The organism is Humibacter antri (genome assembly GCF_054777235.1).
The window spans coordinates 86,738-113,344 of the sequence record NZ_BAAHAW010000005.1 but is presented as its reverse complement, the minus strand read 5'-3'; the positions used below and the strand labels follow the sequence as shown (position 1 = coordinate 113,344).

Here is a 26,607-nt window from a genome sequence, read left to right as displayed (position 1 = left end):
CATGCGCATCATCCCCATCGACACGGTCGACGCCCCTGAGCTGACCGACTACACGCGGCTCACGGATGTCGCCCTGCGGCGAGCGCTCGAACCCGCCGGCGGTCTCTACCTGGCCGAGTCGACGAAAGTGATCAGGCGTGCGCTGGCGGCCGGGCACATCCCGCGCTCCGTTCTCCTGCTTCAGCGGTGGCTGCCCGATCTGGAGCCGGTCCTGGAAGGCTTTCCCGACGTCCCGGTGTACGTGGGCACCCAGGAGTCGCTGGAGGAACTGACCGGGTTCCACCTGCACCGCGGAGCGCTCGCCGCCATGCACCGTCCCGAACTCCCTGCGCTGGAGGATGTGCTCGCCGGTGCCCGCAGAGTCGTCGTGCTCGAAGACATCGTCGACCACACGAACGTGGGTGCGGCCTTCCGGGCCGTGGCGGGCCTGGGCGCCGACGCCGTGCTCGTGTCGCCGCGCTGCGCCGACCCGCTGTACCGCCGGAGCGTGCGGGTCAGCATGGGCACCGTGCTGCAGGTACCGTGGACACGCATCGGCGAGTGGCAGGATGCCGCACCCCGGCTGCACGTGGCCGGCTTTCACCTCGCGGCGCTCGCGCTCGCCGACGACGCCGTGAGTCTCGAAGCGTTCGCGGCCGACCCGCCGCGCAAGGTCGCCATCGTGATGGGTGCGGAGGGCGACGGTCTCAGCCGACGGGCGCTGTCGGTCGCGGACACCGTCGTCACCATCCCGATGGAGCACGGCGTGGATTCACTGAACGTCGCCTCCGCCGCCGCGGTGGCACTGTACGCGTTGCGGGTGCCCGCGCCGCGCGACGCGGATGCATAGGACGGTCGCCGTAGCATGACAGCCGTGCACGACACCCCTGGCGATTCGGGAGACACCGGTCGCGAACGGCCCGACGCGCGACGCCGTCGACGCGTCCGTCGTCGCCGCCTGGTCACGTTCACCACGCTCGGTGTGGTCGTCGCGGCGGCTGCGTACACGGTACTGACCGCGATAGCGCCGTTGCCCGCCTCCGCCGAGGCGGCATCCGCCTCCACGACGATCCGCCCTGCGGCGGTGCAGCCGGCGTTCCCGTCGTGGGGCAGCGCCGCGGTCGGCATGGTGGGTCAGAACGACCTGCTGGTGAAGAACGGCAGCATGGCCCCAGCGCCGATCGCGAGCATGACGAAGACGATCACGGCGCTCGTGCTGCTGGCCAAGCATCCGATCGCGGCGGGGAGCGAAGGACCCACCATCACCTTCACGGATGCCGACGTCGACATCCTGCACCAGGTGTGGTCGGAGGACGGCTCCTGGGCGCCGGTGCAGGCGGGGGAGCAGCTGACCGAGAAGCAGGCCCTGACCGCGATGCTGCTGCCCAGCGCCAACAATTACGCCATCTCGCTGGCGAACTGGGGCTTCGGTTCGGTGGATGCCTACCTCACGTACACGAACGCGTGGCTGGCATCGCACGGTTTCACAGGCACCCACATCACCGATCCGTCCGGCCTGGACCCTGGCAGCATCAGCACGCCACCCGACCTCGTGGGCATCGGCAAGCTTGTGATCGCGAACCCGGTGCTCGCCTCCATCGTCGACACCACCACCGCGGACCTCCCCGGAGCGGGGACGGTCGACAACAGCAATCAGCTGCTCGGACGAGGCGGCGTGATCGGGATCAAGACCGGGTGGACCGACCAGGCTGGTCACTGCCTGCTGTTCGCCGCGTCGGTCATGCTGCACGGGCATCCGGTGAAGCTCGTCGGCGTCGTGACTGGAGCGCCCGACTACACGAGCCTGTGGACGGATGTTCCCACTCTGCTGAAGAGTGTCGAGGCCGGCTTCCACGAGGTGGCGGTGGGCGCGAACACCTCGGACTACGGAACGTATCGAAGCGTCTGGGGTCAGTCGGCGACGCTGAAGAGCGAGAAGCCGGGAGGCATCTTCGTGTTCTCCGACACACCCATCAGTGTGACCGTGCGCTCCGCTCCTTTCACCCTGGCGAGTCCTGGGGATGACGTCGGCACCGTCACATTCAGCGGCGGCGGTCAGAGATTCAGCAGCACCCTCACGGTGTCGAAAGCGGTCGAAGACCCTGGCCTCGCGTGGCGGCTGACCCACCCGCAGCTGTTGCTGCCGTAGCGCCATGCCGCCGGTCGGGCTTAACGAAACCAGCAGGCTTCGTTTCGCTCCCTAACGCACGGCCGTCACGTCGCTTCGCGCCGCGCCGGAACCGGCGTTGGGGGCCCAAGCTCGACCGGCGGTGACAGGCTACATCACGGCCTCTTCGTCGCCCGGAATGGTGACCGGAGCAGGGTCGGGCCGCTTCGGCAGCACGTTGTCGCCGCTCGAGACGTGCTTGAGGCGACGGATGATCCATGGCACGAAATACTCCTTCGCCCACGAGAGGTCTTCCGCACGAGCCCGTCGCCAGCTGCGCGCAGGAAGCGGCGCCGGTTCCATCGGCCGCAGGTCGTGGCGCACCCCGAGGGTGTCGAGCACCATGCGTGCGACGGTGTGGTGCCCGAGCGGGTTCATGTGCAGACGGTCGGGGGCCCAGAGTCGCTGGTCCTGCACGTCTTTCAGCGCCCATTGGTCTGCCACGAGGCATCCGTGCCGTTGGGCGACCACCCTGACGTTCTCGTTGTAGATCGCGACCTTGCCTCTGATGGCCTTGAACACGGGTGAGAAGCCGACGTCCACCCCGGTGAACACGACGATCGTGGCGCCGGTCACGGAAAGCCGCGTGATGATCTCGTCGAACAGTTCGCCGATCTCGTCCGGATCGGTGCCCGGCCGGATGACGTCGTTGCCACCGGCTGCGATTGTGATGAGGTCCGGCTCGAGCGCCACGCCCGCGTCCACCTGGTCGGCGGAGATCTGACGGATGAGTTTGCCGCGCACCGCGAGGTTCGCGTAGGCGAAGTCGTCTGTGCCACGGGCGAGCACCTCGGCGACGCGGTCGGCCCACCCGCGGTGCCCGTCCGGCGCATGGGGGTCGGGGTCGCCGATCCCCTCCGTGAACGAGTCGCCCAGTGCGACGTACCGGTGGAAACGATGGAGCGGCTCCGTCATGCGTTCCATTCTGGTCTGCACGCGGAGCTCCGGACCGAGCCCCGACGTTGTCGGCGGCATTCGGTACCGTGGACCGAAGTGAGTTCCCCGATCCCCGCCCCTGCCTCGACCGAGGATCCTGATTCGGCGTACCCAACGGGCGCCGAGCGCACAGAGCACGAAGCCGGCGCCGACACGACCGGCAGAGACACGACCGGAAGAGACGAGACCGGCGGGCGCGAGGTCGGCACCTGGGCGATCGAGCACCTCTCGCCGTCGTTCCCGGCGCGTGCGCCCTGGGGCACCGCGAGCAAGTTGCGCGCTTGGCAGGCCGAGGCGCTCGAAGCGTACTTCCGATACGAGCCGCGCGACTTCCTCGCCGCCGCGACGCCGGGCGCCGGCAAGACCACGTTCGCGCTGCGCCTCGCCGTCGAGCTGCTGAAACGGCGTACCGTCGAGCGCGTCACCATCGTGGCGCCCACCGAGCACCTGAAACGGCAATGGGCGGAGGCGGCCGCGCGGGTGGGCATCCCGATCGACCCGAACTTCAGGAACGCTCACGGAAGGTACGGGTCGCACTACCGCGGAATCGCCGTCACCTATGCGCAGGTGGCGGTGAACGCCGCGCTGCACCGCGACATCACGCTGGATCGCCGAACCCTCGTCATCCTCGACGAGGTGCACCACGGCGGGGATGCACTCAGCTGGGGCGACGCCATCCGCGAGTCGTTCGAACGCGCGGAACGCCGGCTCTCGCTGACCGGAACGCCGTTTCGCAGCGACACCTCGCCGATCCCGTTCGTGACCTACCTGCAGAACCGGGAGGGCATCCGAACCTCCCGCACCGATTACAACTACGGCTACGGCCGCGCCCTCTCCGACGGTGTCGTGCGCCCCGTGCTGTTCATGGTCTACGCCGGCCACATGCGCTGGCGCACCAAGACCGGCGATCAGATGGAGGCCCGGCTCGGCGAAGGCAACACGAAAGACATCACCGCGCAGGCCTGGCGCACCGCGCTCGACCCGAAGGGCGAATGGATACCGCAGGTGCTGCATGCGGCCGACCGCCGGCTGAGCGAGGTGCGTCAACAGGTTCCGGATGCCGGTGGCCTGGTCATCGCCACCGACCAGGTCGCTGCGCGCGCCTACGCGGTCATTCTGGAGAGCATCTGCGGCGAGAAGGTCACGGTCGTGCTCTCCGACGAGAAGGAGTCCAGCGACCGCATCGAGGAGTTCGCACAGGGCACCTCGCGCTGGATGGTCGCGGTGCGGATGGTCTCCGAAGGCGTCGACGTGCCGCGACTCGCGGTCGGCGTGTACGCCACGAGCGCTGCGACCCCACTGTTCTTCGCCCAGGCGATCGGCCGTTTCGTGCGTGCCAGGCGGCGCGGCGAGACCGCCACCGTGTTCCTGCCCGACGTGCCGATCCTCGTGGCCCTCGCGCATGCACTCGAACTGGAGCGCGACCACGCGCTCGATCGAGTGGCGACCGATGGCGATGGCGACCTGTGGAATCCGGAAGACGCGCTGATGGCGGCCGCCGAGCGCGAGGACAAGGCGTCCGAGTCACTGCAGCAGGAGTTCGCGTTCGAAGCCCTGGACTCGCATGCAGCCTTCGACAGGGTGCTGTACGACGGCACCGAGTTCGGCGGCTACGCGGAGCCCGGCAGCGACGAGGAGTGGGACTTCATCGGCATTCCGGGGCTGCTCGAGCCGGAGCAGGTGCACGACCTGCTGCGCTCGCGTCAGGCGCGGCAGGCCAAACGCGCGGCGAACCGGCCGCCATCCGCCGATTCGCCGAAGGCGCCGCCGGTGTACCGCACGCTGAAGGAGCAGCGGAGCCTGCTGAACAGCCTGGTCGGGCTGTACGCGAAGAACAGCGGCGAACCGCACGGGCTCGTGCACGCCGAACTCCGGCGCCTGTGCGGCGGGCCCGCCGTCGCACAGGCGAGCGTCACCCAGCTACAGGAGCGCATCGACCTGCTACGCAAACGACTGGGTCATCACTGACGCACCTGCCCGGCCGGCCGACGATCGCTCGGCGCCTACGGCGTCGAGCGCACGCATCAGGTCTTCCGCGAGGTCGTCGACGTGCTCCAGGCCGATCGAGATGCGCACCACGCCGGCGTGCGGTTTGGCCTCCGCCTCCACCGGGCGGTGGGTGAGCGATGCCGGATGCTGCACCAGCGAGTCCACGCCGCCGAGCGACACGGCGTGGGTCACCAGAGAGCATCCCTGCGTGAACCGCACCGCACTGTCATAGTCGCCGAGGTCGATCGAGATCAGCGAGCCTGGGCCCTCCAGCTGGCGACCGATGAGTCCGAGCGGATCCTGCCCGGGCAGTCCCGGGTACAGAACGCGGTGCACGGCCGGATGCTCCTGCAAACGTCGAGCGAGCTCGACCGCGGTCTCCTGCTGGGCGCGCACCCTGATCGGCAGCGTGCGCAGACCGCGGTGCAGCAGGTAGGCCGCGAACGGATGCAGGAGGCCCCCGGTCAGTGCACGCAGGCCGCGCAGGCGGCGCGCCCACTCGTCATCCGTCGCCACCACGCCGCCCATGACGTCGCCGTGTCCGCCGAGATACTTCGTGGCGCTGTGCAGGACGAGACGTGCACCGTGCTCGGCGGGTCGCTGCAGAACAGGGGAGGCGAACGTGTTGTCGACGAGCACGGGGACCGCGCCCGCCTGGCGCACGGCATCCGCGATGTCGACCAGTTCCAGGGTGGGGTTCGCCGGTGTCTCCAGCACGACGAGTCCGGTGTCGGGGCGGAGTGCGGCGGCGATGCCGTCCGGGCTCGCCCAGGTCACACTCGTGCCCACGAGTCCGGTCGCCAGCACGTGGTCCGTTCCACCATAGAGCGGGCGAACACCGACGATGTGCGGTGTTCCCGCCGCCACGGCGGCCATCAGGCATGCGGTGAGCGCGGCCATTCCGCTGGCGAAGGCGACGGACTCCTCCGTTCCTTCCAGGTCGGCCAGCGCGCGCTCGAACCGAGCGACACCCGGCTGCCACAGTCGCTGGTACACCGCGGAGTCGCCGGGGAGCAGTTCGCCCCCGGTGGCGAGGTTCTCATACGAGTCCCCGCCGGCCTCGACGCTCGGCAGCGGATTCGTTGTCGAGAGGTCGATCGGCGGAACGTGAGCCCCGGACTCGGTGAGACCTTCCATGCCGGCGTGAACCGCCCTGGTCTCCAGGTGCGGGCAGAGGGGATCGGACGACGTTGCCATGTCTCCATGATCGGCGAAATCCCTCGTCTAGGCGTAGTCAGGTCGGATATCCTTCGAGAGAATTCTTGTGTGTCGCAGTTTCTTGCAGAAATGAGGATGCAGCGTGCCCGATTCGAAGACTCCCGAACTGGATTTCCTCGACCGCCGACTCGTGCTGGCGCTGTCCCGCAATTCGCGCATCACCGGCTCTGCGCTGGCGGCCGAACTCGGTGTCGCCGAGTCGACTGTGTCGCTGCGCCTGAAAAGCCTGCAGCGCAGGGGGGTGATTATCGGATACCGGCTCGACGTCGACCTTGCCGCGGCCGGCATCCCGCTCCAGGCGCTCATCGCCGTGCGTCTCGCCAAGCACTCGCGGGCGCAGATCGACGCCTTCCGTGCGGCGGCACCACACTGGCCCGGCGTGCTACGGCTGTTCCACACAGCAGGGGGAGACGATTATCTCCTGCACGTCGCAGCCCGGGACTCGGGCGAGTTGCGCGACTTCGTGCTCGAATACCTCACCGGCGACCCGGCCGTCTCGCACACGCAGACGAGTCTCATCTTCGAGAACGCCACGGCGGACGGCTGGCAGGACCTGCTCCGCGGATGACAGGGGATGCAACGGTAGGCTTGCCGCTCGAGGTCGTGATCCCTGGAGGTTGTGGTGGGCGCTCTTCTGTACGGCGGATCCGACATCGAGGTGAAGTTCGAAGACCGCGTTCTCGCCCATCTCCAGGTGGTGATCGGGGCGAAGCTGCGTCGCCGGGAGGGCTTCTTCTTCACCTGGCGTGACGACATCTCAGTGGGCGACGGTCGCAGTTCGGTGTGGATCGATCCTGCCGTTCCGTTGTATTTCCGCTACTCGGGCAGCAAAGCTCCGTCGATCAACCGGGACTGGATCGAGCTGCTCACCCTGTCGGCCAACAGCACGCAGGGTCTGCACCTCATGAACGAACCGCCCGGCCAGAACAGCGCAGGCGCGCCGGGCAACTCGAAGGACAACAGCGTCAAACCGGGCTGATCACCGACCGGTTCCCGCGACGTCTCTCGTGCTACTGGAAGTTGCGGGAGGTGGTCCGGGCTTTCAGCTGCAGGGTTTCGAAGCGATCGGCCACGACGTTCACGATGCCCTCCTCGCTTCGCTCCAGGATGCCCCGCACCACCATCGCCGCAGCCTCGCGCGCGGTCCTTCGGTAGCGACCCCACACACCGACACTGCAGATCACGTTGAGCAGACCCGACTCGTCTTCGATGTTGAGAAAGGTGATGCCGCTCGCCGTCGCCGGGCGCTGCCTGTGCGTGACCACTCCAGCCACCTCGACGCGCGTTCCCGTCCCCACCTCCTGCAGCTCGCCGATCGACCGGATGCCCCTGGCCGCCAGACCCTGCCGCACGTGCCGCATCGGGTGGTCGCCCGGTGAGATTCCGGTCGACCACAGGTCGTACACGGTCTGCTCCGATGGCGTCAGCAGTTCGAGCAGCGGCGGCTGTACGAACACCGCTGTGGCGGGCAGATAGTCCCTGCGCTCTCTGGATGCCGGCCCCGCCGCCCACAGCGCCTGTCTGCGGGTGAGGCCGAGCGAGGAGAACGCGCCGGCCGCCGACAGCGCCTCCAGTTGCGGTGGCGTCAGTCCGACCCGCCCGGCAAGGTCGTGCATGCTCGTGAACGGCCCACCGGTCTCGCGTTCCTCGACGATGCGCTTGGCATGCTTCTCACCGATGCTGTTCACACCGGCCAGGCCGAGGCGCACGGCGAACGCTGCGTCTCTGCGATGGGAGACCGAGACATCCGGAGCATCGCGGTGGAACTGAATCGGCACCGGCGGCTGCTTCGTCTCGAGGCATCCGGCCATCCCCGTCGGCGCCGGGCGATCACCGACCCCGAACACCGCACCGCCCGACCCTCTGTCGATAGGCGCCACGTCGCCAGGCGCCACATCGCCAGGTTCCAGGGCGACGGGTTCCAGGTCGGGGTGCGCTCCCGAGCGCAGGATGTCCACGTGCCGCACGACGACGCCGTGCCGCACGGCGTCCTGGGTCAGTGTCTGAGGCGAGTAGAACCCCATCGGCTGCGCCTTGATGAGCGAGGCGAGGAACGCCGCGGGGTAGTGCAGCTTGAGCCAGGAGCTGGCGTAGACGATGAGCGCGAAGCTCAGCGCGTGGCTCTCGGCGAACCCGAAGTCGGCGAATGCCTCGATCTGCGACCAGATGCCCTGCGCGGCCGTGTCGTCGAGGCCTCTCCTCGCCATGCCTGCGAACACCTTGTCGCGCAGCGTGCCGATCTTCTCGATTCCACGCTTCGACCCCATCGCCCGACGCAGCAGGTCGGCGTCCTCGCCCGTGCAGTCTCCGACCGCCATCGCCATCTGCATCACCTGCTCCTGGAACAGCGGGATGCCCTTCGTGCGTTCCAGCACCGGTATCAGGTCGTCGTGCGCATACGTCACCGTCTCCTTGCCGGCGCGCCTGCGGATGTACGGGTGCACCGCACCACCCTGGATCGGCCCCGGCCGGATCAGCGCCACCTCGATCACGAGGTCGTAGAACTCGCGGGGAAGAAGACGCGGCAGTGTGCCGAGCTGGGCGCGGCTCTCCACCTGGAACACGCCGATAGCATCCGCACGGCACAGCATGTCGTAGACCGCCGGCTCCTCCTTGGGCAGTGTGGCCAGCGTCCACCTCTCGCCGAGGTGCGCCCCGACCATGTCGAACATGTACTGCACGGCGGCGAGCATGCCGAGGCCGAGCAGGTCGAACTTGACCAGGCCCATCCACTCGCAGTCGTTCTTGTCCCACTGCAGCACCGTGCGGTTCTCCATGCGGGCGTGCTCGATCGCGCACACCTCGCCGATCGGGCGGTCGGTGAGCACCATTCCGCCGGAATGGATGCCCAGATGCCGCGGGGCGCGCAGCAGCTGTCCCGAGAGCGCGACGACGGAATCCGGGATGTCGTGATCGCCGTTCTCCAGCGCACCGTAGCGTTCCACCTGCTTGGACCAGGCATCCTGCTGCCCCGTCGAGTGCCCGAGCGCTTTGGCCATGTCGCGCACCGCATTCTTCGGCCGATAGCTGACCACGTTGGCGACCTGTGCTGCGTTGCGTCTGCCGTACTTCTCGAACACGTACTGGATGACCTCCTCGCGTCGCCTGGCGTCGAAGTCCACGTCGATGTCGGGCTCCTCCGGCCGCAGGCTGGAGAGGAAGCGCTCGAACGGCAACTTGTACTGGATGGAGTCGACGGCCGTGATGCCCAGCGCGAAACAGACTGCGGAGTTGGCGGCGGAGCCGCGCCCCTGGCACAGGATGCCCTTGCTGCGGGCGAATCGCACGATGTCATGCACGATGAGGAAGTAGCCGGGAAAGTCCTTCTCCTCGATCACCTTCAGTTCCTGCTCCATGCGTGCGACGACCACATCGGTGCCGGCGTGCGGGTAGTCCGGCGGGTACTTCTCGGCCACGCCTCGCGCGACGAGCTCGCGCAGGTGGCTCATCGGCGTGTGCCCCTCGGGGACCTCCTGCTTCGGCAACCGCGGCTTCGCGGAGCTCAGTGCGAACTCGTGGCTTTCGGCGATGACGACGCTCTGCTCGATCACGCCGGGGTAGCGTGCGAACCGCCTGTCCATCTCCGCGCCCGAGCGCATCTGCGAAGTGGCGGCAGCGGGCAGCCAGCCATCGAGGTCGTCCAGGCTGCGCCTGGCGCGCACGGCCGCCATCGCCGTGGCGAGCGGACGTTCGGCCTTCGTGGCGTAGTGCACGAGACCGGTCGCGACGGATGCCAGGCCCTTACGTCGCGCCAGTGCGTAGAGTGCGTCGTTGTGCACGGTGTCCAGTGGGGAACCGGTGTCGAAAAGCTCGACGGCCACGTGCTCCGTGCCGAACAGCTCGACGATCTCGTCCAGGGCGCGGGATGCGGCGTCGATGTCGGGCTCGGAGCCGCTGCTACCGCTACCGGGCCCGCTGCCTGCCGTGCCGCTGCCTGCCAGCGCCTGCCGCACGGCGCCCTTGCGGCATCCGGTGAGCACCGTCCAGTGCCCTTCCGCCTGTTCGGCGAGCCGGTGCAGGTCGTAGACGGGGCGGCCTTTCTCGGCGTCCGGATGCAGCTGGGCATCCGTGATCGCGCCGGCCAGCCGGTGGTATCCCTCCTCACCGCGGGCGAGCACGAGCAGATGGGATCCCTGCGGGTCTGCCTCGCCATTCTGTGGCGCGCGCAGACCGAGCGACAGCTCGGCCCCGAACACCGTCTTCACACTGGAGTGCGTCTCGGCCGCTTCCGCCAGGCGCACCACACCGTACAGGCCGTCGTGGTCCGTGAGCGCCAGCCCGGTCAGTCTCAGCCGCGCGGCCTCCTCGATCAACCGTTCCGGGTCGCTCGCCCCGTCGAGGAAGCTGAAGTTGGAGTGTGCGTGCAGTTCCGCGTACGGCACATACGGACCCGCGACCGGAACGATGGGCTCGCCGTGGTAGGCCATGCGCTTCACGCTGCGGGCGGGGGAGTCCAGTGCGGCCGGGCTGCCTTCGGGAGGGCGTCGTCCCGACAGCGTGCGCTCCAGCTCGGACCACCGGATGGCGGGGTTCTTCCAGCCCATATCAGCGTGCCATATCAGTCATAGCGGGCCTCCAGCATCCATTCGCCCCGCTCGAGCAGCACGAGCCAGGCGTCGCCGGCCTCGTCGACGAGCTGCAGGCGGTGAACGCTGCGGGCGGCATCCGGGTCCCACCAGCGTTCCTCGACCGGCCACGGCCCCGTCCATGCCGTCACCTGCGATGGATCCCCGCCCGGTGCCGGAGAGAATCGCACGGGGTATGCGGTGAGCCCACCGGCCTCGTCCACGTCGACCGGCTCCCCGGATGCCGCCGTCACCGTGCACCGCACAGGCGGTGAGTAGACGGTAGCGGGCAGCGGCGGAGGAAGAGCGCCCGGCCACGGTTTCGCGGCGGCGGCAGTCACGGCATCAGGAACCCGGTCGCCCCAGGGCACCAGCATGGAGCGGTCGGCGAGCAGGCGTCCACCGCCGATCGCCGCAGTGCCGACCGCGTCATGACCGAGCATGCTCTGCACCCGGGAGAGCGCGTGGTGCACGCGCTCGTCAGGTCCGGTGCCGAACAGGCCGTCTTCGTGGTTGCCGATCGCGTCGACCGATTCGGGCGACACCGTCACCCGCACGACGAGGGAGTCCAGGCCGCTGTCCGTTCCGGCGCCCTGGAGCTGCCACCGCACCCGGTCGACGACGTCGGATGCCGTGAACCATCTCGGGTGCAGCCACGTGCGCTCGCTGACCGCACCCGATTCGGCGAGCACGACGACGGTGATCGCCGTGGCGACGAGCTTGGCAGCAGTCAGGGATGCCACGAAGTCGTCGGCTGTGCGGCGGAAGGCGAATGTGAGTTCGTCCACCCGTTCCAGTCCTGGCTCGAACTCCGCCTGACGTTCCAGCACCGCCTGCGGGGCGCGTGGCACGACCGTGGCGCGTTCCGAGCCGCTCGCCAGCGCGTGGGTGCGTACGCCGAGCTCCCCGAATCGGTCCTCCAGCTCGAGCGGATCCAGCTTCGCCACAGACCCCAGCGTGTCCATGCCCAGCCGGTGCAGCAGCGTGACGTAGTCGGCGTCGCCGAGCACGTCGATCGGCAGCGGGGCGAGGAACTCCGCCGACCGCCCCGGCTCTACGATCAGCGTGCGACCCGTTCCGACGGCCGCTCCCTGACTCGCGTCCCCCGGCCGCGCCCACAGGGTGGAAAGACACGCCCTCGCGGCCTGCTCGGCGGCGAACGGACCGTCGGCGATGCCCACGCAGGCATCCGGCGAGCCGTGCTCCGCAGCAACGCGCAACAGTTCGACAGCCGCAGCATTCTCGCTCCCGTAGTAGCGCGCGGGGCCCCGCGCCCGAAGAGCGCACAGTCCCGGCCGAATGGGTTGTACCCCGGGAACCGCCTGTTCGATCGCCGCGAGCAGCGGGTCGAACTCCCGCTGGTCGATGGACTGGTCGTAGCGCAGCACGGTCAGTGTCGAGCAGCGTGCCTGCGCCTCTCGCACGCGCAGTCCGCGCCGGACCCCCTCGCGGCGTGCAGGGGCCGAGGCGGCGAACACCATTCCCTTGTCGATGAGCGCGATGGGATGCTCGTGCTCCGCCAGCCCCGCCGCCACCGCCGCGCGCACCGGCCAGTCGGGACACCACAGCACGATGCTGCGCCGGCTCGTGTGCTCACCGTTCCGGCTCGTGTCCGCACTGCTCCGGCTCGCGTGCTCACCACCGCTCACCGCTGTCACTCAGACCACCGCCTTCAGCGCGCGGAGGCCTTCACTCGAAGGGATGGCCTGCCGCGAAGGTGTCGTCTCGTGCAGTCGGCCATCCGGCGTCAGAAGCAGGTTCGCCCTGCGTTCCCGTCCCCACGATCTGCTCTTCACTGCGACCGTGAGTTCGCGCTCCGCCAGGTAGCCGTGGCCCTCGCCGATGCCGGCCCATCGCGTGGATGCCACACCCACCAGCGCATCCACCCGCGGCCATGCGCCGCACACGAGGAGCACTGCGCGACGTTGCCGCAGTCTGGCAGCCAGTCTGGCCGCCTCAGCCTCGCCCACCCGCGCGCCCGGTACGGCGACGATGACGCTCACCGCGTCGGCGAGTGCGGCGGTCACACTGAGCCAGCGGTCGCCGGGATGCGGCACCAATACGAGCCGGTCGAGGTCGACGCCCAGTCGTGCTGCAGCCTCAGCACCGAACCCGGGCATCCCCACCACGGCGCTCCAGGCGCCCTCCGCACTCGGACCGGCCAGCAAGGCCATGACCAGGGAGGTGGTGCCCTGAACGGAGTAGACACCGCCGGGCTGCAGGCCGCCGCCTGGGAGCAGCGGAGCCAGTGCGGGATCTGTGCGAAGCACCCCGTCGTCTACGCGCGTGCTTTCCAGCTCACCCATCCTGGAGCGGAGGCTGAGCAGGCGTTCCAGGTCTGTTCTCGCCCGTTCGACGGCGGCATCGCTGCCCTCATCGATGACCGGACGCACCGACCTCACCGGCGGTGGTGCGTACTCCGCCGGAAGATCGGGAACGAGAAGGGTCACACCTCCAGTCTCGAATAGATCTTCGATACTGTCAAACGTCTACAGCGTGTCGCTGGCGACTTCTTCTTCGACGATACGATATGTCGGCGGCACACGGTAGGCCGCACTCGGTCTCCTTCCGCCGGGCTCGACCGTGGCGGGATTCGTGGTGTGCCGTTATCTCCTACCGATTCGTGGAGCCTTCTCAGCGGCGCACTGCAATGGTCGCGTTGTGCGGTGGTTGCGATCGAGCGCTCATCGGGAGCTGGTCTTGGACTGGGTGTTCCTGATCGGGGTGCTGTTGAAGGCGCTCGACGGCCTGGTGGAGCTGGCGGCGGGCATCCCGGCACTGTTCATCACCAAGGTGCAGCTGGTCGCGCTGGCCCATGCCCTCACCTCAGGTGAACTGACGGAGGATCCGCACGACTTGATCGCGAACCTGGTTCTTCGCGAGGCAGGGAGATTGGGTGCAGGTGCTTTGCTGCTCGGCGGCATCTACCTGGTGATCCACGGTGCGGTGAAGGTCGCGATCGTGGTCGCGCTGCTGCTGGGGTCACGGCGGGTCTACCCGTGGGCGATCGGTGCTCTGGCCGTGCTGCTGATCATTCAGATCGTCGACCTGATCGCCAAGCTCTCCGTCGGTGTTCTCTTCTTGTCCGCCCTCGACCTCTTCATCATCTGGTTGACGGCGCGCGAGTGGCGGCACGGCCGGACATTGCACGACGTGATCCGGGTCCGGATGCCATGGCTGCACCGACGCCGCGACACCGAGAGTTGATTCGGTTTCGACATCTTCCGCGTTTCTTGGGATGCGATGGCCAGGATTCGGCCATGTCGACTTCTTCGCCTGTGACGTTCCACCGTGCTCGGGCCCGCAAACAGGTGAACGGAATCCTGCGTCCGTCGCGCCACCCCGTGATCGTCGTGGTCATCGCAGCGGCGATGATCGTCATTCTCACCGGCGTCGGACTCGTGCTGCGCTCTCATCCCGTCGATCTACCGCTGTCCCAAGCGCTGAACGCTCTGCACTCGGGTTCGGCGGCTCGGGTGACGGATCTCGTCTATGCGGTGTTCGAACCGGTGCCGGCGGTCCTCATCACCGTCGTGGTGACGGGGATCATCTGGGCGGTGAGCAGGCAGCTGCGTGTTGCGGTCGCGTTCGCAGGGGTGGTCGCCGCGACGTGGATCCCGTCCGACGCCGTGAAGCTCCTGGTGCACCGGCCACGACCGGACGTACACTTCATGGCCAACCCGTTCTCCCCGGTCCAGCTCGACCCTTCTTACCCGAGCGGACACACGGTGTTCATCACCGCATTGGCGATTGCCGTGATCTTCGTGCTCCGGGGCACCCGATGGTTGCCGCTCGCCGTCATCGTCGGTGCCGTCGTGGTCCCCATCGTCGCCCTGTCGTTGTCGATAGACGCCGTGCACTATCCGACCGATGTGCTTGCTTCGATACTCTGGTCGCTGGCCGTGGCTCCAGCGGTACGGGTGATATGGGTCGACTGGCTGATGCCCTTGGTCCCCGCACTCCGCGACCCTGCCGACCCCGAATCCGCCCGGCGTCGCAATCGGGTGGGTTAGGACCCGGAATGCGATGTGATCCTTGATCCATTGCGCGGCAACACGGGGCTTCGAGTGCAGGACCCCGTTCCTGTCGGCATCGTGTCGACAACGACGAGTCGACCATCGAGATGACGGCGAAGATGATGGTGGGCGAGATCAAGCTTCGCGACGGCTGAGTGTCGCCTCGGTCAGACGGAGTCTCGGCAGATCCGTCGCAGTGCGACGGGGTCGGCCATGATGATGCGGCCACGGCCCTGCCGGATCAGTCCACGTTCGGCGAAGTCGCTGAGCACTCGGCTGGTTGCTTCACGGGTTGCGCCGATCACACTGGCGAGTTGCTCGTGAGTGAGACGAACCTGAGGGGCGCGTCCGAAGGGGCCGGTGCCGATCGACGGTTGGCGTGTCAGGTTGAGCAGCGTCGCGGCGATGCGGGACTGCAGGGGGCGAAGGGCGAGGTCGGTGAGCCGGTCTTCGAGCTCCGCGACGCGCTGCCCGAGGATCTGTGCGACACGGACCGCGATGCGGGGATCGGCGAGCAGGAAGCGCTCCACGTCTGCGGTGCTGAGCTGGCAGATCAGAGCGTCGTCGATGGCTTCGGCATACCCCTCATACATTCGCTGCCCGACGAGGACCATCTCGCCGAATACGGCTCCGGGTTCGAGGATCGCCAGCGTGAGGGCCTTGCCGTCCTCGGCGACCCGGAAGATGCGAACGCGCCCGGTCTTGAGGATGAACAGGGAGCGTACGGGCTGTGCCTGGCTGTAGAGGAGCTGCCCGCGCCGGAACAGAGTGGCCGGCGCCATCCTGTCCATCGCCTCGAGTTCCGTTGCGGACAGGTCGGCGAACAGGTCGACCTCGCGCAGACATGAGAACGGATCAGACGGCGCTTCGGCGGATGTCGAATCCGCCGGTCCGGTTTCAGGGCCTGCCGGAGACCAGGGTGCCGGCCGGCCGAGACCGTTCGATGGCGGGTCAACGTCTTTCATGAGCACCTCAGTTTTCCCTTCGCCGCCATCATCATGCGTCTCCGATCGACAGGACGATCACCGCCGTCGGCATGTCGAACGGGTCCTCCCGCCCGACCGCGGCGTGGTGAGTGTGCTGGATCACAGAAGCGTGTGAGCGCTGGGCGGGAGCATGGCACTGTGATGAGCATGAATGCGCCCCGGTCGCTACGGCGGGACAGCATTGCCTTCGCCGGGACGGTGGGATCATCGGTCGGCATTCAGGCGCCGGCCGGTGGTGTGAGCTTCTTGCCTGCATTGATGGCCGGGTTGGTCGGGGTCAGCGGGCCGGCCTCGTTCGGGACCGCGATCGTCCTCATGTTGTTCGTCGCGTTCGCGTTCGTCGTGTTCACTCGGGAGTTCGCCTCCGCCGGGTCGGTGTACTCGTTCACCGGTCGGGTGATGGGAGCACGTTACGGGGTGTTCACCGCGTGGCTGCTCCTGCTGGTGTACGCCGCGTTCGCATCGTCGGTGTTCGCATCGAACGCCAACGCGCTGGTGACACTCCTGACACCGGGCATGACGGGGACACCGTTCTGGATCGTGATGGCTATCGCCCTGTGGGTGGTGACGATAGCGCTGGTGCGGTATTCGATCCGTATCTCTACGGTGTTGATCTTCGTGCTCGAGGCGGTTGCCCTGGGGCTCATGGCCGTTGTCGCCGTCGCCGTACTCGTCCAGCAGGGGCATCGCATTCAGCAGCTGGGTTGGCATCCGTTCAACCCGGCCGGCGTACCGATCTCGACGTTTGCACCGGCGGTGATCTTCGCGTTCACCGGCTTCGCCGGATTCGAGGTCGCTGCGACTCTCGGGGAGGAGTCGAGGGCGCCGCGTCGGGTGATCCCGGCAGCCATGGTGGCGGCGCTGATCGTGTCCGGCCTTATCTACACGTTGATGTCGTACGTGATGACGGTGGCGTTTCCGAGTGCCGGCGCCCTGGCTGCGTCTCAGAACCAGGGTGTGCCGTTGGCGATCATCGCCGACCGGTTCATCGGGCCCGGGATGGGGACTGCGGTGATCGTCGCCTCGATCATCAGCGGGTTCGGAGCTCAGCTCGCCGCAGTCAACGGGGCGTCGCGGCTGCTGTTCGCGGGGGCGCGGGCGGGCCTTGTTCCGAGAAGCCTGGGTACGACGCATCCGCGTTTCCGCACTCCCACGCGCGCTATCGGAGTCATTGCCGCCGTCACGATAGTGCCGTTGTTCGCGTTGTTCTTCCGTACTCCGTTGGAGGCATTCGGCGATCTGGCCACGTACGGTGCAGATCTCATCATCGTGGCTTATCTGCTGACGTTGGTCGCCGCGGTGGTGCATACGGTACGGCAGCGTCGTATCGGCCCGGCCATCGTCCTGGTCGTCGGCACGCTGCTTATCGGGTATGTCATCTTCGCGACCGTGGTGCCCTTCCCGGCCGGGGTCGAACGGTGGTACCTGTTGGCGGCGGGGATCTCCTTGGTTGCCGGCGCCGTGCTCGTCGTGGTTCTGAAGCCGCGGAGGGCAAGCGCGCAGACGCTCTTCGACGCGACAGAGCTCTTCGACGCGACAGAGGAGTCCGCGAAGGAGAGGGGACCGATGGCGGCCGGCGATCAGCAGAGGTGACGGTTACGCAGGGCGTGCCGGTCGACCTTACCGGTCGGGTTGCGGGGCAACTCGCGAATGACCGAAATGGTGCGCGGCCGGGCATGCACCGGAAGCCTGGTCCGGGCCCAGATGATGAGTTCGGCCGGGCTGACGAAGCATCCCTCGACGGGCACGACCGCGGCGGTGACGATTTCGCCGGCATCTCCGTCGGGGATCCCGTAAGCAGCGCACTCAGCGACCGCCGGGTGGAGGCTCAGCACGTGTTCGACGTCTTCGGGAGCAACCTTCACCCCGGCTCGGTTGATCAAGTCGTCGACACGTCCGACCACGTGGATGTCTCCGTCGCGGTCGATCACGGCCCTATCGCTGGTGTGCAGCCAGCCGCCGCGCCAGAGCGCCGCAGTCGCCGATGGGTTGTTCCAGTAGCCGGTGGTGGTCGCTTTCCCTCGAACCAGGAGTTCACCCTCCGGGGAGAGGCGCACCCGGATGCCGGGGGCGGGCGCTCCGCCCGGTTCGGGATGCGCACGCACGTCACGGACGCTGATCATCCCCGCCGTCTCGCTCATCCCGTACACGTCGAACAGGGCGAGTTCCGGGAAACGTGCGATCACTGCGGCCAGGACGGGTTCGGGCATCGTGGCGCCGCCGAAGATCACGGCGCGCAGGGCCGGCAGGTCCGCCGGACTGAAGTGCGGTTCACGTAGCAGCATCGTGAACATCCACGGCACCAGGTCGAGGACGGTGGCCCGGCGTCGGCGGGCGAGAGTGAGGAGGGTCCTGGCCCGGAACTCCTTCATGATCACCGCCGTCCCTCCGCTCAGCATGATCGGGTTCAGCTGCGAGATGTGCCCTGACACGTACGAGAACGGAAGGTGGATCAGCGTGACGTCCAGCCGGTTCAATCCGAGCAATGTGCGATAGTTCGCGGCGACCTGCATCGTCGCCTGATGACTGATCCGGACGCCCTTCGGGACCCCGGTCGTGCCGGAGGTATAGACAAGGGCGTACACATCCGCCGGGTCAGGGTGCGGGAGCGTCGTGTCCCACGCCAGGCGCCGCCCGGTCAGTGCAGCGGTGAGTGAGATCGCCCCCGGCAGGTGCGGCAGGAACTCCTCTTCGGCGAGTACAAGAGCGGGAGCGGCGCTGCCGATGAGCGCCGCCCAGGCGGCGGGGCCGACATGGGTGGGAAGGCCCGCGAAGACGAATCCGCCTCGTGCGCACGCCCAGATCAGGAGCGCGGACTCGAGGGTGTTGCCCGCGCACAACACCACGCGGTCACCGGGGCGCACCCCCGCCTGTCTGAGATCGTCGACTACACCTTCGACGCGTTCCGCGAACTCGCGATAACTCCATGATCGAGTGTCCGATGTCACGAGGGGGCGGTCGCTGAAGCGGTCAAGGCCTCGTACGAGGCTCCCCACGATCGTTGCGGGGATGCCCCTGACAGACGGCGTCCTGGTCATTCCTCGACCGCCTTGGCGAGGATGCCGCGGATCGGGACGGGCAGTGTCCGGCCCTGCCGCGCCGCCGCCTGAAGGAAGAGCCGGACATCGTCTTCATGCTCCGCTTGCCGTCCCCGCAAATACAGTGAGGCGGCGGCCTCCGCCGCCCGGTCGCTTCCGGTCAAACCGAAGCGATACGTCATGCGGTGGTCTTCGACGATCGTGAGTCCGTACCTGGCGAGGAGCTGATGGGGATGCCGCAACGCGGCGTCGTTGCGATACCCGAGTCGGCCGCCGGCAGCTTTGGTCAGGCCCGCGCCGAAGAGCAGGTCAGCGGCCCGGCTCGGGGCGGTCGGATAGATGGCCACGAACACGCCGTCCGGCGAGAGGACCCGCCTGACCTCGGTCAGGGTTGAGGGAAGGTCGGGGAGCACCATCAAAGCCATCGAGCACACCACAGCAGCGACGGCACCGTCGCCCACAGGTAGCGCGTCTGCGGACCCCACCGCAAGCCGTTCCGCTCCGCGCCGACGCGCGAGTTCCAGTTCGGCGGCGGAGACATCGACTCCGAGGTATCGGCCGTTCAACCGCGAGCTCCAAAGCGGCGCACTGCCACACGCAACGTCCACCACCAGGCCGGCCGGCGGTATGCGGTCCGCCAGCCAGCCATAAGGCGTCGAACCGGATGGGTCGACACTGTGGCAGAGGATGCGCTCCGTGATCCCGGGGCGCTGACCGTGAAAGGTGCGCAGGTACACGTCCCAGTCCTCGGCGGCTGCTTGTTCCTTCATCGTTGCCGGCCTCCGCGGCGCAGGTTCACCCGCCGGAGGAGACCGACGACTCGGGCAGTGGCGCCGGCGCGGATGCGCCGCTGCGACTCGACGATCGCCGCGTTCCACAGACCGTCGTTGAAGGTGGGGTACGCGTGCGTCACTCCGGCCAGCTCTGATACGGTCATGCGCCGGTTCAGCGCAACCGCGAGTTCGCCCAGGCTCTCACCGGCTCGCGGCCCCACGATGGTTCCGCCGACGATTCTCCCGCGGCGGTCGATCACCAGTTGGGTGAATCCGGTTGTTTCGTCTTCAGCGACTGCGCGATCCAGGTGCCGGTGCTGCACGGTCACGGCGCGGTCCCTTCCTCCGGCCACCGCACCGATGGAGGCGATCTCCGGCGACGTGAACAACACCCGCGGAGCGCCGGACGCCCTCATCGGCTTTCTAGTGCCCAACACGGCATTCCTGCAGGCGATCGCGCCGCTGACGCCGGCGACGTGTGTGTGCTTCGGCAACCACGTGACATCTCCCGCGGCCCACACGGACCGGTTTGCCGTGCGCAGACTCAGGTCGCTGACGATCCACCCGCGAGAATCCACGTCCACGCCTGCATCGACGAGGCCCAGGTCGTCCACCGTGGCCTTCCTGCCCGTCGCGATCAGGACCCGGTCGAATTCCAGCCGGGCTCCGTCGTCCAGGATGACCGCACCGCCACCCGGGCAGCCCTCGAACCGCGTGGGCAGTCGGCCGGCATGGATCCGGATGCCGTCGGACTCCATGGCGCGCCGCACTATGGAGCGGGCGAGGGACGACTCCGCCGGAAGGATGTCGGAACCGCGCTGCACGATCGTCACCTGAACGCCGAGCCCGGCCAGTGCCTGCGACAGTTCGCACCCGATCGCGCCGCCACCGATCACCAGCATCCGCTCTGGCAGAACCGTCAGCTCCCAGATGCTGTCGCTGGTCAACGGTGCAACCTCATCCAGGCCCGGTATGCCGGGCAGGTACGGCCGCGACCCGGTGGCGACGATTGCACGCCGGAATCGCACCGGGCGACCGTCGACGGCAAGAGACTGGCGTGCGGTGAACGTGGCCTGCCCATGCAGAACGCACACTCCGATCGCCTCGAGCGCGCCGGGGGAGTCCGTCGGAGCGATGCGCTGGCGCGCCCGATCGATCGCAGCGAACACGGACTCCGCACCCGCCTCGCTGCCTGACATCCGCACGATCCGGCGTTCCCGTGCCTGCGCGATCAACGTCTTCGACGGCACGCACCCGCTCCACAAACAATCCCCGCCCCACCGGGCCCGCTCGATCAGCAACACCCGGGCCCCGAGCATCCGCGCCGTGCGGGCAGCCGTCAGCCCGGCGCTGCCCGCCCCGATGACGACCAGCTCCCAGGGGTCGACGCCTTCGGCCGTTCCCGATTCTTCCCGGCCTTGAATCTCACTCACGGATGCGCTCCAACCTCACATCAGGGATCCCGCTGCAACCGCGGACGGTAGTGCGGTCCTTGAACCGGTTGGGCGCCGCATCCCTGCCTTCAACGGCCGCTGCCGGTGCCAACGGCGTGCCGTGCGTGTCACGGGCGTCTCCCGCTTCGAACTCAGCGCCCCAGGGCCGCCGGCATCCGGCGCGCACCGCATCGACGTGTGACTGGGCACGAGTGTCTCGGTGAACTCAGAGTCCAGATCGTGCATGCGGGAAGACTACGGCGAAGACCAGCAGGGCGTCTGTGCAGTAGATCACGTATTCGGAACCCGCAAAGACGTGGCGAAGTCCAGGGGAAGCGGCGAGCGTGCGATGGGGGCGCACCACCTCCGCGCAACGAGGCGGCGCCGGCTAAGCGAGCAGAGCGCGGCCGAACCAGTCGGCCGAATCCCGAACACCGGGAAGCGCGTAGAAGTACCCGCCGCCGAACGGCTGCACGTAGTCCGTGAGAGGTTCATTGATCAGGCGGGTCTGCACGGTTTCGACCTGTCGTTGCAGGTCTTGCTGGAAACACACGAACACGTGCCCCGCCTGCATGTTGCCATTCAGGTCGACTCCTAGGTCGTAGTTGTACGAGCGGCGGAGAAGCCGCTGGTCCGCCGTCGCTTTCGTGCGCGGATTCGCCAGACGGATGTGCGAATCCAGCGGGATGACCTTTCCTTTCGGGTCTTGTGCGTAGTGCGGCGCGTCGAATTCGGCGTTGCCGTCCAGCGGGGCGCCGCTGTCGCGCCGTCGGCCGAACATCAGCTCTTGCTCGTTGATCGACACGCGGTCCCAGAACTCCACAAGCATGCGGATGGTACGCACCACCATGTAGCTGCCTCCGGCCGTCCAGGCGGGCTCGGCCGGGTTCTCGACCCAGATCAGTGACCTGGCCGTGCTGCCGGTGGGGTTGGCCGTGCCGTCCTTGAACCCCAGCAGGTTCCGTGCCGTTCCCGAGGGTCGCGGGGGCGAACTGTACCCGTCGATCTTCCAGTTCAACTGCATGCCGCCGCGGGTGTGCTTGGCAATGTCCCGGAGAGCGTGGTGAATGGTGTCCGGGTGATTAGCACAGAACTGAAGCAGCAGATCTCCGTGGAGCCAGGCATCCTCGAGCGCGTCGTTGGGAAAGGTGGGCATCGGCGCCAGCAGGCGCGGCTTCATCGCCTGCAATCCGTAGCGGTCGTCGAACAACGTGGATCCGACCGCAGCAGTCACGGTAAGCCCGTCGGCCGGCACGATGGGGCCCAGCACGTCGGAGTCGGATGGCGGACTGCTCACGCCGAGATTCTTCGGGGTGCCGCCCGCGGTGAGAAACCGCACCCGGTCGGTGAGCGTGCGCATCAGAGACACGAGGCCCGCCCTCGAGTCGGCCAGCACGGAGAACGACGCGAAGGCAGCGTAGGGCTGCTTGTCGTCGGCGCCCGGGGTGAGCACCCCTGCCTGGTGCGCACCGTGGAACGGGTAGGACTCGCGCAATTGGCCGCCTGCGATGTCTGCGTGCGCGCGGTCGACGGCTCCACCGGCCACCATCAGGCCTCCGGCCAGGGCTGTGGTGGCGGCTCCGGCCGCTGCACCCTTGAGGAAGGCGCGCCGATCGACGCGGGTGGGCTCGGTCTCGTCAGCTGATTTCATCGTCGTTCTCTGGTGCGGTCGAAGGGGGTTCGGGGCGGTGCGCGGCTATCCGTGTTTGGGTATTTCGAGCAGGGTGGGCACGTTCGAGAGCGTCTCCAGAAGCTGCCCTAGCGCGCCGTCGATGTGCTGTCGGGTCTGAGTCGATGCCGTCTGAGGGCTCACCCACCCCGAGCTTGTGTGCGCATGGGCGAGAGCGGCGCGCAGTTCGGCGATTTCCTTAGTTGCGGTGGGCACCAGCTGCGGATCGCGGGTATTCAGCAGAGGTGTCACGAAGCCGAGCAGGGCACCGGTGACCTCCACGTCGGCGGACGTCATGGCGTACCCGGCGCCACCGCCCAGGTCGTCTTGGCCGGAGAGATGGTCGCGGAGCGCGTCTTCGAGGATCTCGTGCACGCGAAGCGGAAGGTTCGTCGGGTCGCCGGCGAGATCGTCGGAGCGCAGGTCGCTCCTCACGGCGTGCACCGCTTTGATCAGAGCCGTGTTCGTGGATTGGAGTTCGGCAAAGGATGCGTCGTGCCAGAGTTCGTATTCGAGCTTGTGAAGGCCTGCGAAGTGTGGATCGTTCGTGCCTTCAGCGAACTGCTGCGGTAGTCCGTCGACTGCCATGCCCAGGTCCCCGAAACTGTTGTACGACGCGCCCACGCGCTCCCAATCCACCTGTGCCGTCAGCCAGTCCACCTGCGCCGCAGCCCGGTCGCCGGCAGCGAGATCGGCTTGGATCTTCTGAAGCTGGGCACTGAGAGCATCCAGTTGTGCGGCGGCATACGCCTGATACGCGTCGTTCGGGCCGATGAGGTCGCCCGCGGTGACCGGGGCTGCGGCGATCGGTGCCGCAGCGGCCGGGCCGACGACTTGGAGCGCAGGCGAGGTGCCTGCCTTCTGCCCGGCAAGGTAGCAGGTGAAGGTGTAGCTGCCGGGGTTCAGGGTCGCCGTCATCTCCGCCGTCGTCGCGGGTGCAAGCGTCTCGATCTCGGCGACGACGCCGCCGGACCCGTTGTTCAGGTAGATCTCCCCGACCCGCTTCGAGTTGTTCGTGACGGTGATGCTCTGTGTTCCGGACTGCGGCGCCTTCCATCCGGCACCGCACGCCGAATCCGACACGGTGACCGCAGAGGCGGCGGCCGGTTTCGGTGGCAGCACGGCGATGATGGCCGCGGCCAGGAGGGCCGGCACCACGATGAGACCGGCGATGACCGACCACGTGCGCCGTTCCGCCCAACGCAGCCAACGTTCGAGCACGGTCGCCCTGGGCTCGGCCGACCCGGCTGCGGGGAGCGCCGTTCCCGCGGCGGGCGAGGGCGACGCATCCGCCACCGTCGTCGGCCGCTCCGGTTTCGGTGCAGTCTTCGCGGACTTGGACCCGGGACGGCGCGCAAGCAGCACGACCATGACGACCACGTATGCCACCCAGACCACGACCTGGAGCACGGTCATCCGTGTCTGCAGGGCAGTGACTCCGGAGATGATCGACATCCACCAGGTGTCGGAGGGAACGGCGCCGCTGATGTCGAAGCCGATCCAGGTCGAACCGGGAAGCCATCCGATGGTCTGCAGCTCGCCGAGCCCGTAGGCGAGGATTCCTGCGGCGATCACGGCGAGGGCGATTGCGGTGCGGCCGAAGAACTTGCCCAGGTTGACCTTGAGCGCGCCCCGGTAGATGAGCGCACAGATCAGAACCGCGATGGCGATGCCGACGAACGCGCCGATCAGTGGATACAGGGTGTCGCCGAAAGCCCGGGCAGCCGTCCAGATGAAGAGGGTCGTCTCAAGGCCTTCGCGACCGATCGCGACGAACGCCGTCACGGCCAGTGCGCCCGCTCCGACGAACGATGCCGTGCGTACCCGCTCGGAGAGCTCGCCGGAGAGGCCGCGGCCGGCATTGCGCATCCAGAACACCATCCAGGTGACCAGGCTGACGGCGACCACGCTGAGAACTCCGCCGATGGCGGACTGCGCGACCGCCCCGAGAACATCGGTCGAGTAGGTCAGCACCGCGGCGAAGCTCGCGGCGACGGTCACCGCTGCGATCACCCCGATCCAAATGGGGAACGACGACCGCCGCTCGCCGTCGACCGTACCGAGTTTGCGAAGCGCGACCAGCAGGATGCTCACCACGAGTCCGGCCTCGAGCCCATCCCGTAGTCCGATCAGAAGATTCGGGAGAGCGTCAACCAAGGTCACTGTGCAATGTTAGGTAAGGCTTACCTTCAACGCAATTCGAGTTACGCCGCAATGGCTCCCAACGCTCACGGCCTCTTCGCGATGGGCATGACATCGATCGCCGCCAGTGCCGTTTCGGACTCTGCGATCGACGCGTCGATCAGTTCGGCCGGCGTGCCTGAACCGGTCAGCCATTGGTCGACGAAGGCCGCGGGAACGAGAAGAGGGGAGCGATCGTGAACAGAGGCGAGCGCATCAGGTGCCGGCCGCATCACGATAGAGAAGCAGGTGAAGGTCGCACCGTCCGAGGTGCGGCCGGGCTGGGCGATGGCGGCCATCGCGAAGAGCGCGAGGGCTTCCTGACCGAACTGGAACCATTGGCGGCCGGGTTTCTGCATCTCGAACCAGGAGGTCGCCGGGACGATGACTCGCTCCGGGAGAGGACCGGTGCGCTCGGCGAGTCGTTCCGAGCGGGTGTTGATGGAGGGAAACCTCGCCGGCTCGCCGCGCACGAGATACCCCCACCACCCGGGCTGAAGAACGCGGCGACCGCCGGATGCCTGGATGATCGGGTTCAGGTTGCGCAGGTTCTTTCCCGTGGGCAGCAGCGTCTCATCCGCATTGTCTGCAGCCCAGGTTCGCAGCTCGGAGAGGAGCTCTGCGTCGCCCTCCAGGATCCCGTCAGGATCGGTGAAACGCGGATCGAGCCCATAACTGGCGCACATGCCCTCACCGTAGTTGCCGCGACCGACAACTCGTTCACACCCCGGCCGGCGGAGTCAGCGGCGGGTCTACCTTCGCCGAGGTGACCACAGCCTCGCGCCCCGCGACCGCCCCGTACACTGCCGAGACGACCTGCGACCTGACAGCACCCTTGTGGGTCGGATGGTGCCGGTACCGCACCGACAGTGTGGCCCGGTCCGACCCGATCGCCACGAACAGCACCTCGGCGTGCTTGCCGTCGACGATCGCATCGATCCCCGAGCATGCCGAGCGGATGTCCGCCACGGCGGCATCCAGATCGTCACGGTCGCGATAGCGAAGCCGCACCTCGACCTCGCTGCGCATCGCCGTGCGCTCCGACTGGTTCAGGAACGGGTTGGACAGCACTGTCGCGTTCGGAATGTGCGCGACCGCACCGTCGAACTGCCGCACCGTCACGGAACGACCGCTGATCTCGGTGACGACGCCCTCGTAGTCGCCGATCCGCACCACGTCGCCGCGTACGAAGGGACGCCTCGTCTGGATGACCAGCCCGGCGGCGTAGTTCTCCGCGATGCCGCGCAGCGCGAGCCCTGCGATCACCGCGAGCAGGATCGCCAGGGCGATCACCGGCTGAATCGGCGCACCCAGGAACGTGAGGGCGATCCCCACACCGAGCAGGATGAGCGTCAGGCGAACCGTGGTCGCCACACGTTTCGCAACGATGGGGGAGAGGTTCGGCACCCGCGCCAGAAGCGCAGCGGTGCCACGCTTGGCGAGCACCCCGAACACGATGCCGAGCACCACACTGAGCGCGGCGAGCGCGACATCCCACGGTTCCAGGCCGGCGAGGAAGCCCGCCGCGTCACCGGCATCCGCAGCGGCAATGCTCACACGAGACCCTTTCGTCTTCTAGAGCGTGGCACGGCAGCTCGTCGAACTCGGGGATCGCCATTCGAGATGCCCGAGATCGGAAGCATCGGCACGCGCCGGC

General features: G+C 67.8%; 21 protein-coding genes. 8 read left to right on the top strand and 13 right to left on the bottom strand.

Features of this window, described 5'->3' with window-relative positions; genetic code table 11:
• The first annotated feature begins 1 nt into the window (after nucleotide 1).
• Both ACYVDK_RS03350 and ACYVDK_RS03345 read left to right on the top strand, forming a co-directional pair.
• Complete coding sequence (locus ACYVDK_RS03350; protein ID WP_460517928.1) at nucleotides 2-829, top strand: TrmH family RNA methyltransferase; 828 nt, start codon at nucleotides 2-4, stop codon at nucleotides 827-829.
• A gap of 24 nt (nucleotides 830-853) precedes the next feature.
• The gene (locus tag ACYVDK_RS03345) at nucleotides 854-2,128 is read left to right on the top strand and encodes a D-alanyl-D-alanine carboxypeptidase family protein (RefSeq protein ID WP_460517926.1); all 1,275 of its coding nucleotides are present in this window, start codon (nucleotides 854-856) and stop codon (nucleotides 2,126-2,128) included.
• 129 nt (nucleotides 2,129-2,257) lie between these two features.
• Here ACYVDK_RS03345 and ACYVDK_RS03340 read toward each other — a convergent pair whose 3' ends face one another.
• Nucleotides 2,258-3,061, bottom strand: a complete 804-nt coding sequence (locus ACYVDK_RS03340) for an SGNH/GDSL hydrolase family protein (RefSeq protein ID WP_460517924.1) — start codon at nucleotides 3,059-3,061, stop codon at nucleotides 2,258-2,260.
• 237 nt (nucleotides 3,062-3,298) lie between these two features.
• Here ACYVDK_RS03340 and ACYVDK_RS03335 point away from each other — a divergent pair, with 237 nt between their 5' ends.
• Nucleotides 3,299-5,050, top strand: coding sequence for a DEAD/DEAH box helicase (locus ACYVDK_RS03335; RefSeq protein WP_460518138.1), 1,752 nt, complete (start codon nucleotides 3,299-3,301; stop codon nucleotides 5,048-5,050).
• Here ACYVDK_RS03335 and ACYVDK_RS03330 read toward each other — a convergent pair.
• Complete coding sequence (locus ACYVDK_RS03330; protein WP_460517921.1) at nucleotides 5,024-6,268, bottom strand: trans-sulfuration enzyme family protein; 1,245 nt, start codon at nucleotides 6,266-6,268, stop codon at nucleotides 5,024-5,026. The genes ACYVDK_RS03335 and ACYVDK_RS03330 overlap by 27 nt on opposite strands.
• 103 nt (nucleotides 6,269-6,371) lie before the next feature.
• On the opposite strand from ACYVDK_RS03330, the gene ACYVDK_RS03325 reads away from it, so the two are divergent.
• Both ACYVDK_RS03325 and ACYVDK_RS03320 read left to right on the top strand, forming a co-directional pair.
• A complete protein-coding gene (locus ACYVDK_RS03325; protein ID WP_460517918.1) occupies nucleotides 6,372-6,857 on the top strand; it encodes an Lrp/AsnC family transcriptional regulator in 486 nt (161 codons plus the stop codon).
• 54 nt (nucleotides 6,858-6,911) lie between these two features.
• On the top strand, nucleotides 6,912-7,268 hold the full coding sequence (locus ACYVDK_RS03320; RefSeq protein ID WP_460517915.1) for a DUF7882 family protein: 357 nt from the start codon (nucleotides 6,912-6,914) through the stop codon (nucleotides 7,266-7,268).
• A 31-nt stretch (nucleotides 7,269-7,299) separates the two neighbouring features.
• On the opposite strand, the gene ACYVDK_RS03315 is transcribed toward ACYVDK_RS03320, so the two are convergent.
• The 3 genes from ACYVDK_RS03315 to ACYVDK_RS03305 are packed head-to-tail and all read right to left on the bottom strand — an operon-like array spanning nucleotide 7,300 to nucleotide 13,304.
• Complete coding sequence (locus ACYVDK_RS03315) at nucleotides 7,300-10,833, bottom strand: error-prone DNA polymerase (RefSeq protein WP_460517912.1); 3,534 nt, start codon at nucleotides 10,831-10,833, stop codon at nucleotides 7,300-7,302.
• 14 nt (nucleotides 10,834-10,847) lie between these two features.
• Nucleotides 10,848-12,512 carry a DNA polymerase Y family protein gene (locus ACYVDK_RS03310; RefSeq protein ID WP_460517909.1) on the bottom strand — a complete coding sequence of 555 codons (1,665 nt, stop codon included), beginning with the start codon at nucleotides 12,510-12,512 and terminating at the stop codon, nucleotides 10,848-10,850.
• Nucleotides 12,513-13,304, bottom strand: coding sequence for a hypothetical protein (locus ACYVDK_RS03305; protein WP_460517906.1), 792 nt, complete (start codon nucleotides 13,302-13,304; stop codon nucleotides 12,513-12,515). It lies immediately after the preceding gene.
• A gap of 259 nt (nucleotides 13,305-13,563) precedes the next feature.
• On the opposite strand from ACYVDK_RS03305, the gene ACYVDK_RS03300 reads away from it, so the two are divergent.
• The gene (locus ACYVDK_RS03300) at nucleotides 13,564-14,061 is read left to right on the top strand and encodes a DUF2127 domain-containing protein (RefSeq protein ID WP_460518136.1); all 498 of its coding nucleotides are present in this window, start codon (nucleotides 13,564-13,566) and stop codon (nucleotides 14,059-14,061) included.
• Between the two features lie 53 nt (nucleotides 14,062-14,114).
• Nucleotides 14,115-14,867: a phosphatase PAP2 family protein gene (locus tag ACYVDK_RS03295; RefSeq protein ID WP_460517903.1), complete on the top strand. Its 753-nt coding sequence runs from the start codon at nucleotides 14,115-14,117 to the stop codon at nucleotides 14,865-14,867.
• Nucleotides 14,868-15,037: 170 nt separating this feature from the next.
• Here ACYVDK_RS03295 and ACYVDK_RS03290 read toward each other — a convergent pair whose 3' ends face one another.
• Nucleotides 15,038-15,835 carry a Crp/Fnr family transcriptional regulator gene (locus tag ACYVDK_RS03290; protein ID WP_460517900.1) on the bottom strand — a complete coding sequence of 266 codons (798 nt, stop codon included), beginning with the start codon at nucleotides 15,833-15,835 and terminating at the stop codon, nucleotides 15,038-15,040.
• Nucleotides 15,836-16,003: 168 nt separating this feature from the next.
• On the opposite strand from ACYVDK_RS03290, the gene ACYVDK_RS03285 reads away from it, so the two are divergent.
• Nucleotides 16,004-17,449, top strand: a complete 1,446-nt coding sequence (locus tag ACYVDK_RS03285) for an APC family permease (RefSeq protein WP_460517898.1) — start codon at nucleotides 16,004-16,006, stop codon at nucleotides 17,447-17,449.
• Here the strand turns inward: ACYVDK_RS03285 and ACYVDK_RS03280 are convergent.
• The 7 genes from ACYVDK_RS03280 to ACYVDK_RS03250 all read right to left on the bottom strand — a co-directional run bounded on the left by ACYVDK_RS03280 (nucleotide 17,437) and on the right by ACYVDK_RS03250 (nucleotide 26,507).
• Nucleotides 17,437-18,894, bottom strand: a complete 1,458-nt coding sequence (locus ACYVDK_RS03280; protein ID WP_460517895.1) for a class I adenylate-forming enzyme family protein — start codon at nucleotides 18,892-18,894, stop codon at nucleotides 17,437-17,439. The genes ACYVDK_RS03285 and ACYVDK_RS03280 overlap by 13 nt on opposite strands.
• Entirely contained in the window at nucleotides 18,891-19,664 is a 774-nt protein-coding gene (locus ACYVDK_RS03275) for a class I SAM-dependent methyltransferase (RefSeq protein ID WP_460517893.1), read from the bottom strand. The genes ACYVDK_RS03280 and ACYVDK_RS03275 overlap by 4 nt, the downstream gene beginning before the upstream one ends.
• Complete coding sequence (locus ACYVDK_RS03270; protein ID WP_460517890.1) at nucleotides 19,661-21,100, bottom strand: dihydrolipoyl dehydrogenase family protein; 1,440 nt, start codon at nucleotides 21,098-21,100, stop codon at nucleotides 19,661-19,663. Before ACYVDK_RS03270 ends, ACYVDK_RS03275 begins: the two co-directional genes overlap by 4 nt.
• 388 nt (nucleotides 21,101-21,488) lie before the next feature.
• Entirely contained in the window at nucleotides 21,489-22,751 is a 1,263-nt protein-coding gene (locus ACYVDK_RS03265) for a Dyp-type peroxidase (protein WP_460517886.1), read from the bottom strand.
• A 45-nt stretch (nucleotides 22,752-22,796) separates the two neighbouring features.
• Complete coding sequence (gene efeU / locus ACYVDK_RS03260) at nucleotides 22,797-24,932, bottom strand: iron uptake transporter permease EfeU (RefSeq protein WP_460517883.1); 2,136 nt, start codon at nucleotides 24,930-24,932, stop codon at nucleotides 22,797-22,799.
• Nucleotides 24,933-24,997: 65 nt separating this feature from the next.
• The gene (locus tag ACYVDK_RS03255) at nucleotides 24,998-25,636 is read right to left on the bottom strand and encodes an SOS response-associated peptidase family protein (RefSeq protein ID WP_460517880.1); all 639 of its coding nucleotides are present in this window, start codon (nucleotides 25,634-25,636) and stop codon (nucleotides 24,998-25,000) included.
• Between the two features lie 34 nt (nucleotides 25,637-25,670).
• Nucleotides 25,671-26,507: a mechanosensitive ion channel family protein gene (locus ACYVDK_RS03250; RefSeq protein WP_460517878.1), complete on the bottom strand. Its 837-nt coding sequence runs from the start codon at nucleotides 26,505-26,507 to the stop codon at nucleotides 25,671-25,673.
• Nucleotides 26,508-26,607: the final 100 nt, after the last annotated feature.

Coding starts and splice junctions, on each gene's coding strand:
- ACYVDK_RS03315 (WP_460517912.1), bottom strand. CDS start 10,833: ATGGGCTGGAAGAACCCCGCCATCCGGTGGTCCGAGCTGGAGCGCACG.
- ACYVDK_RS03295 (WP_460517903.1), top strand. CDS start 14,115: ATGTCGACTTCTTCGCCTGTGACGTTCCACCGTGCTCGGGCCCGCAAA.
- ACYVDK_RS03285 (WP_460517898.1), top strand. CDS start 16,004: ATGAATGCGCCCCGGTCGCTACGGCGGGACAGCATTGCCTTCGCCGGG.
- ACYVDK_RS03280 (WP_460517895.1), bottom strand. CDS start 18,894: ATGACCAGGACGCCGTCTGTCAGGGGCATCCCCGCAACGATCGTGGGG.
- ACYVDK_RS03340 (WP_460517924.1), bottom strand. CDS start 3,061: ATGACGGAGCCGCTCCATCGTTTCCACCGGTACGTCGCACTGGGCGAC.
- ACYVDK_RS03265 (WP_460517886.1), bottom strand. CDS start 22,751: ATGAAATCAGCTGACGAGACCGAGCCCACCCGCGTCGATCGGCGCGCC.
- ACYVDK_RS03330 (WP_460517921.1), bottom strand. CDS start 6,268: ATGGCAACGTCGTCCGATCCCCTCTGCCCGCACCTGGAGACCAGGGCG.
- ACYVDK_RS03350 (WP_460517928.1), top strand. CDS start 2: ATGCGCATCATCCCCATCGACACGGTCGACGCCCCTGAGCTGACCGAC.
- ACYVDK_RS03255 (WP_460517880.1), bottom strand. CDS start 25,636: ATGTGCGCCAGTTATGGGCTCGATCCGCGTTTCACCGATCCTGACGGG.
- ACYVDK_RS03275 (WP_460517893.1), bottom strand. CDS start 19,664: ATGAAGGAACAAGCAGCCGCCGAGGACTGGGACGTGTACCTGCGCACC.
- ACYVDK_RS03290 (WP_460517900.1), bottom strand. CDS start 15,835: ATGAAAGACGTTGACCCGCCATCGAACGGTCTCGGCCGGCCGGCACCC.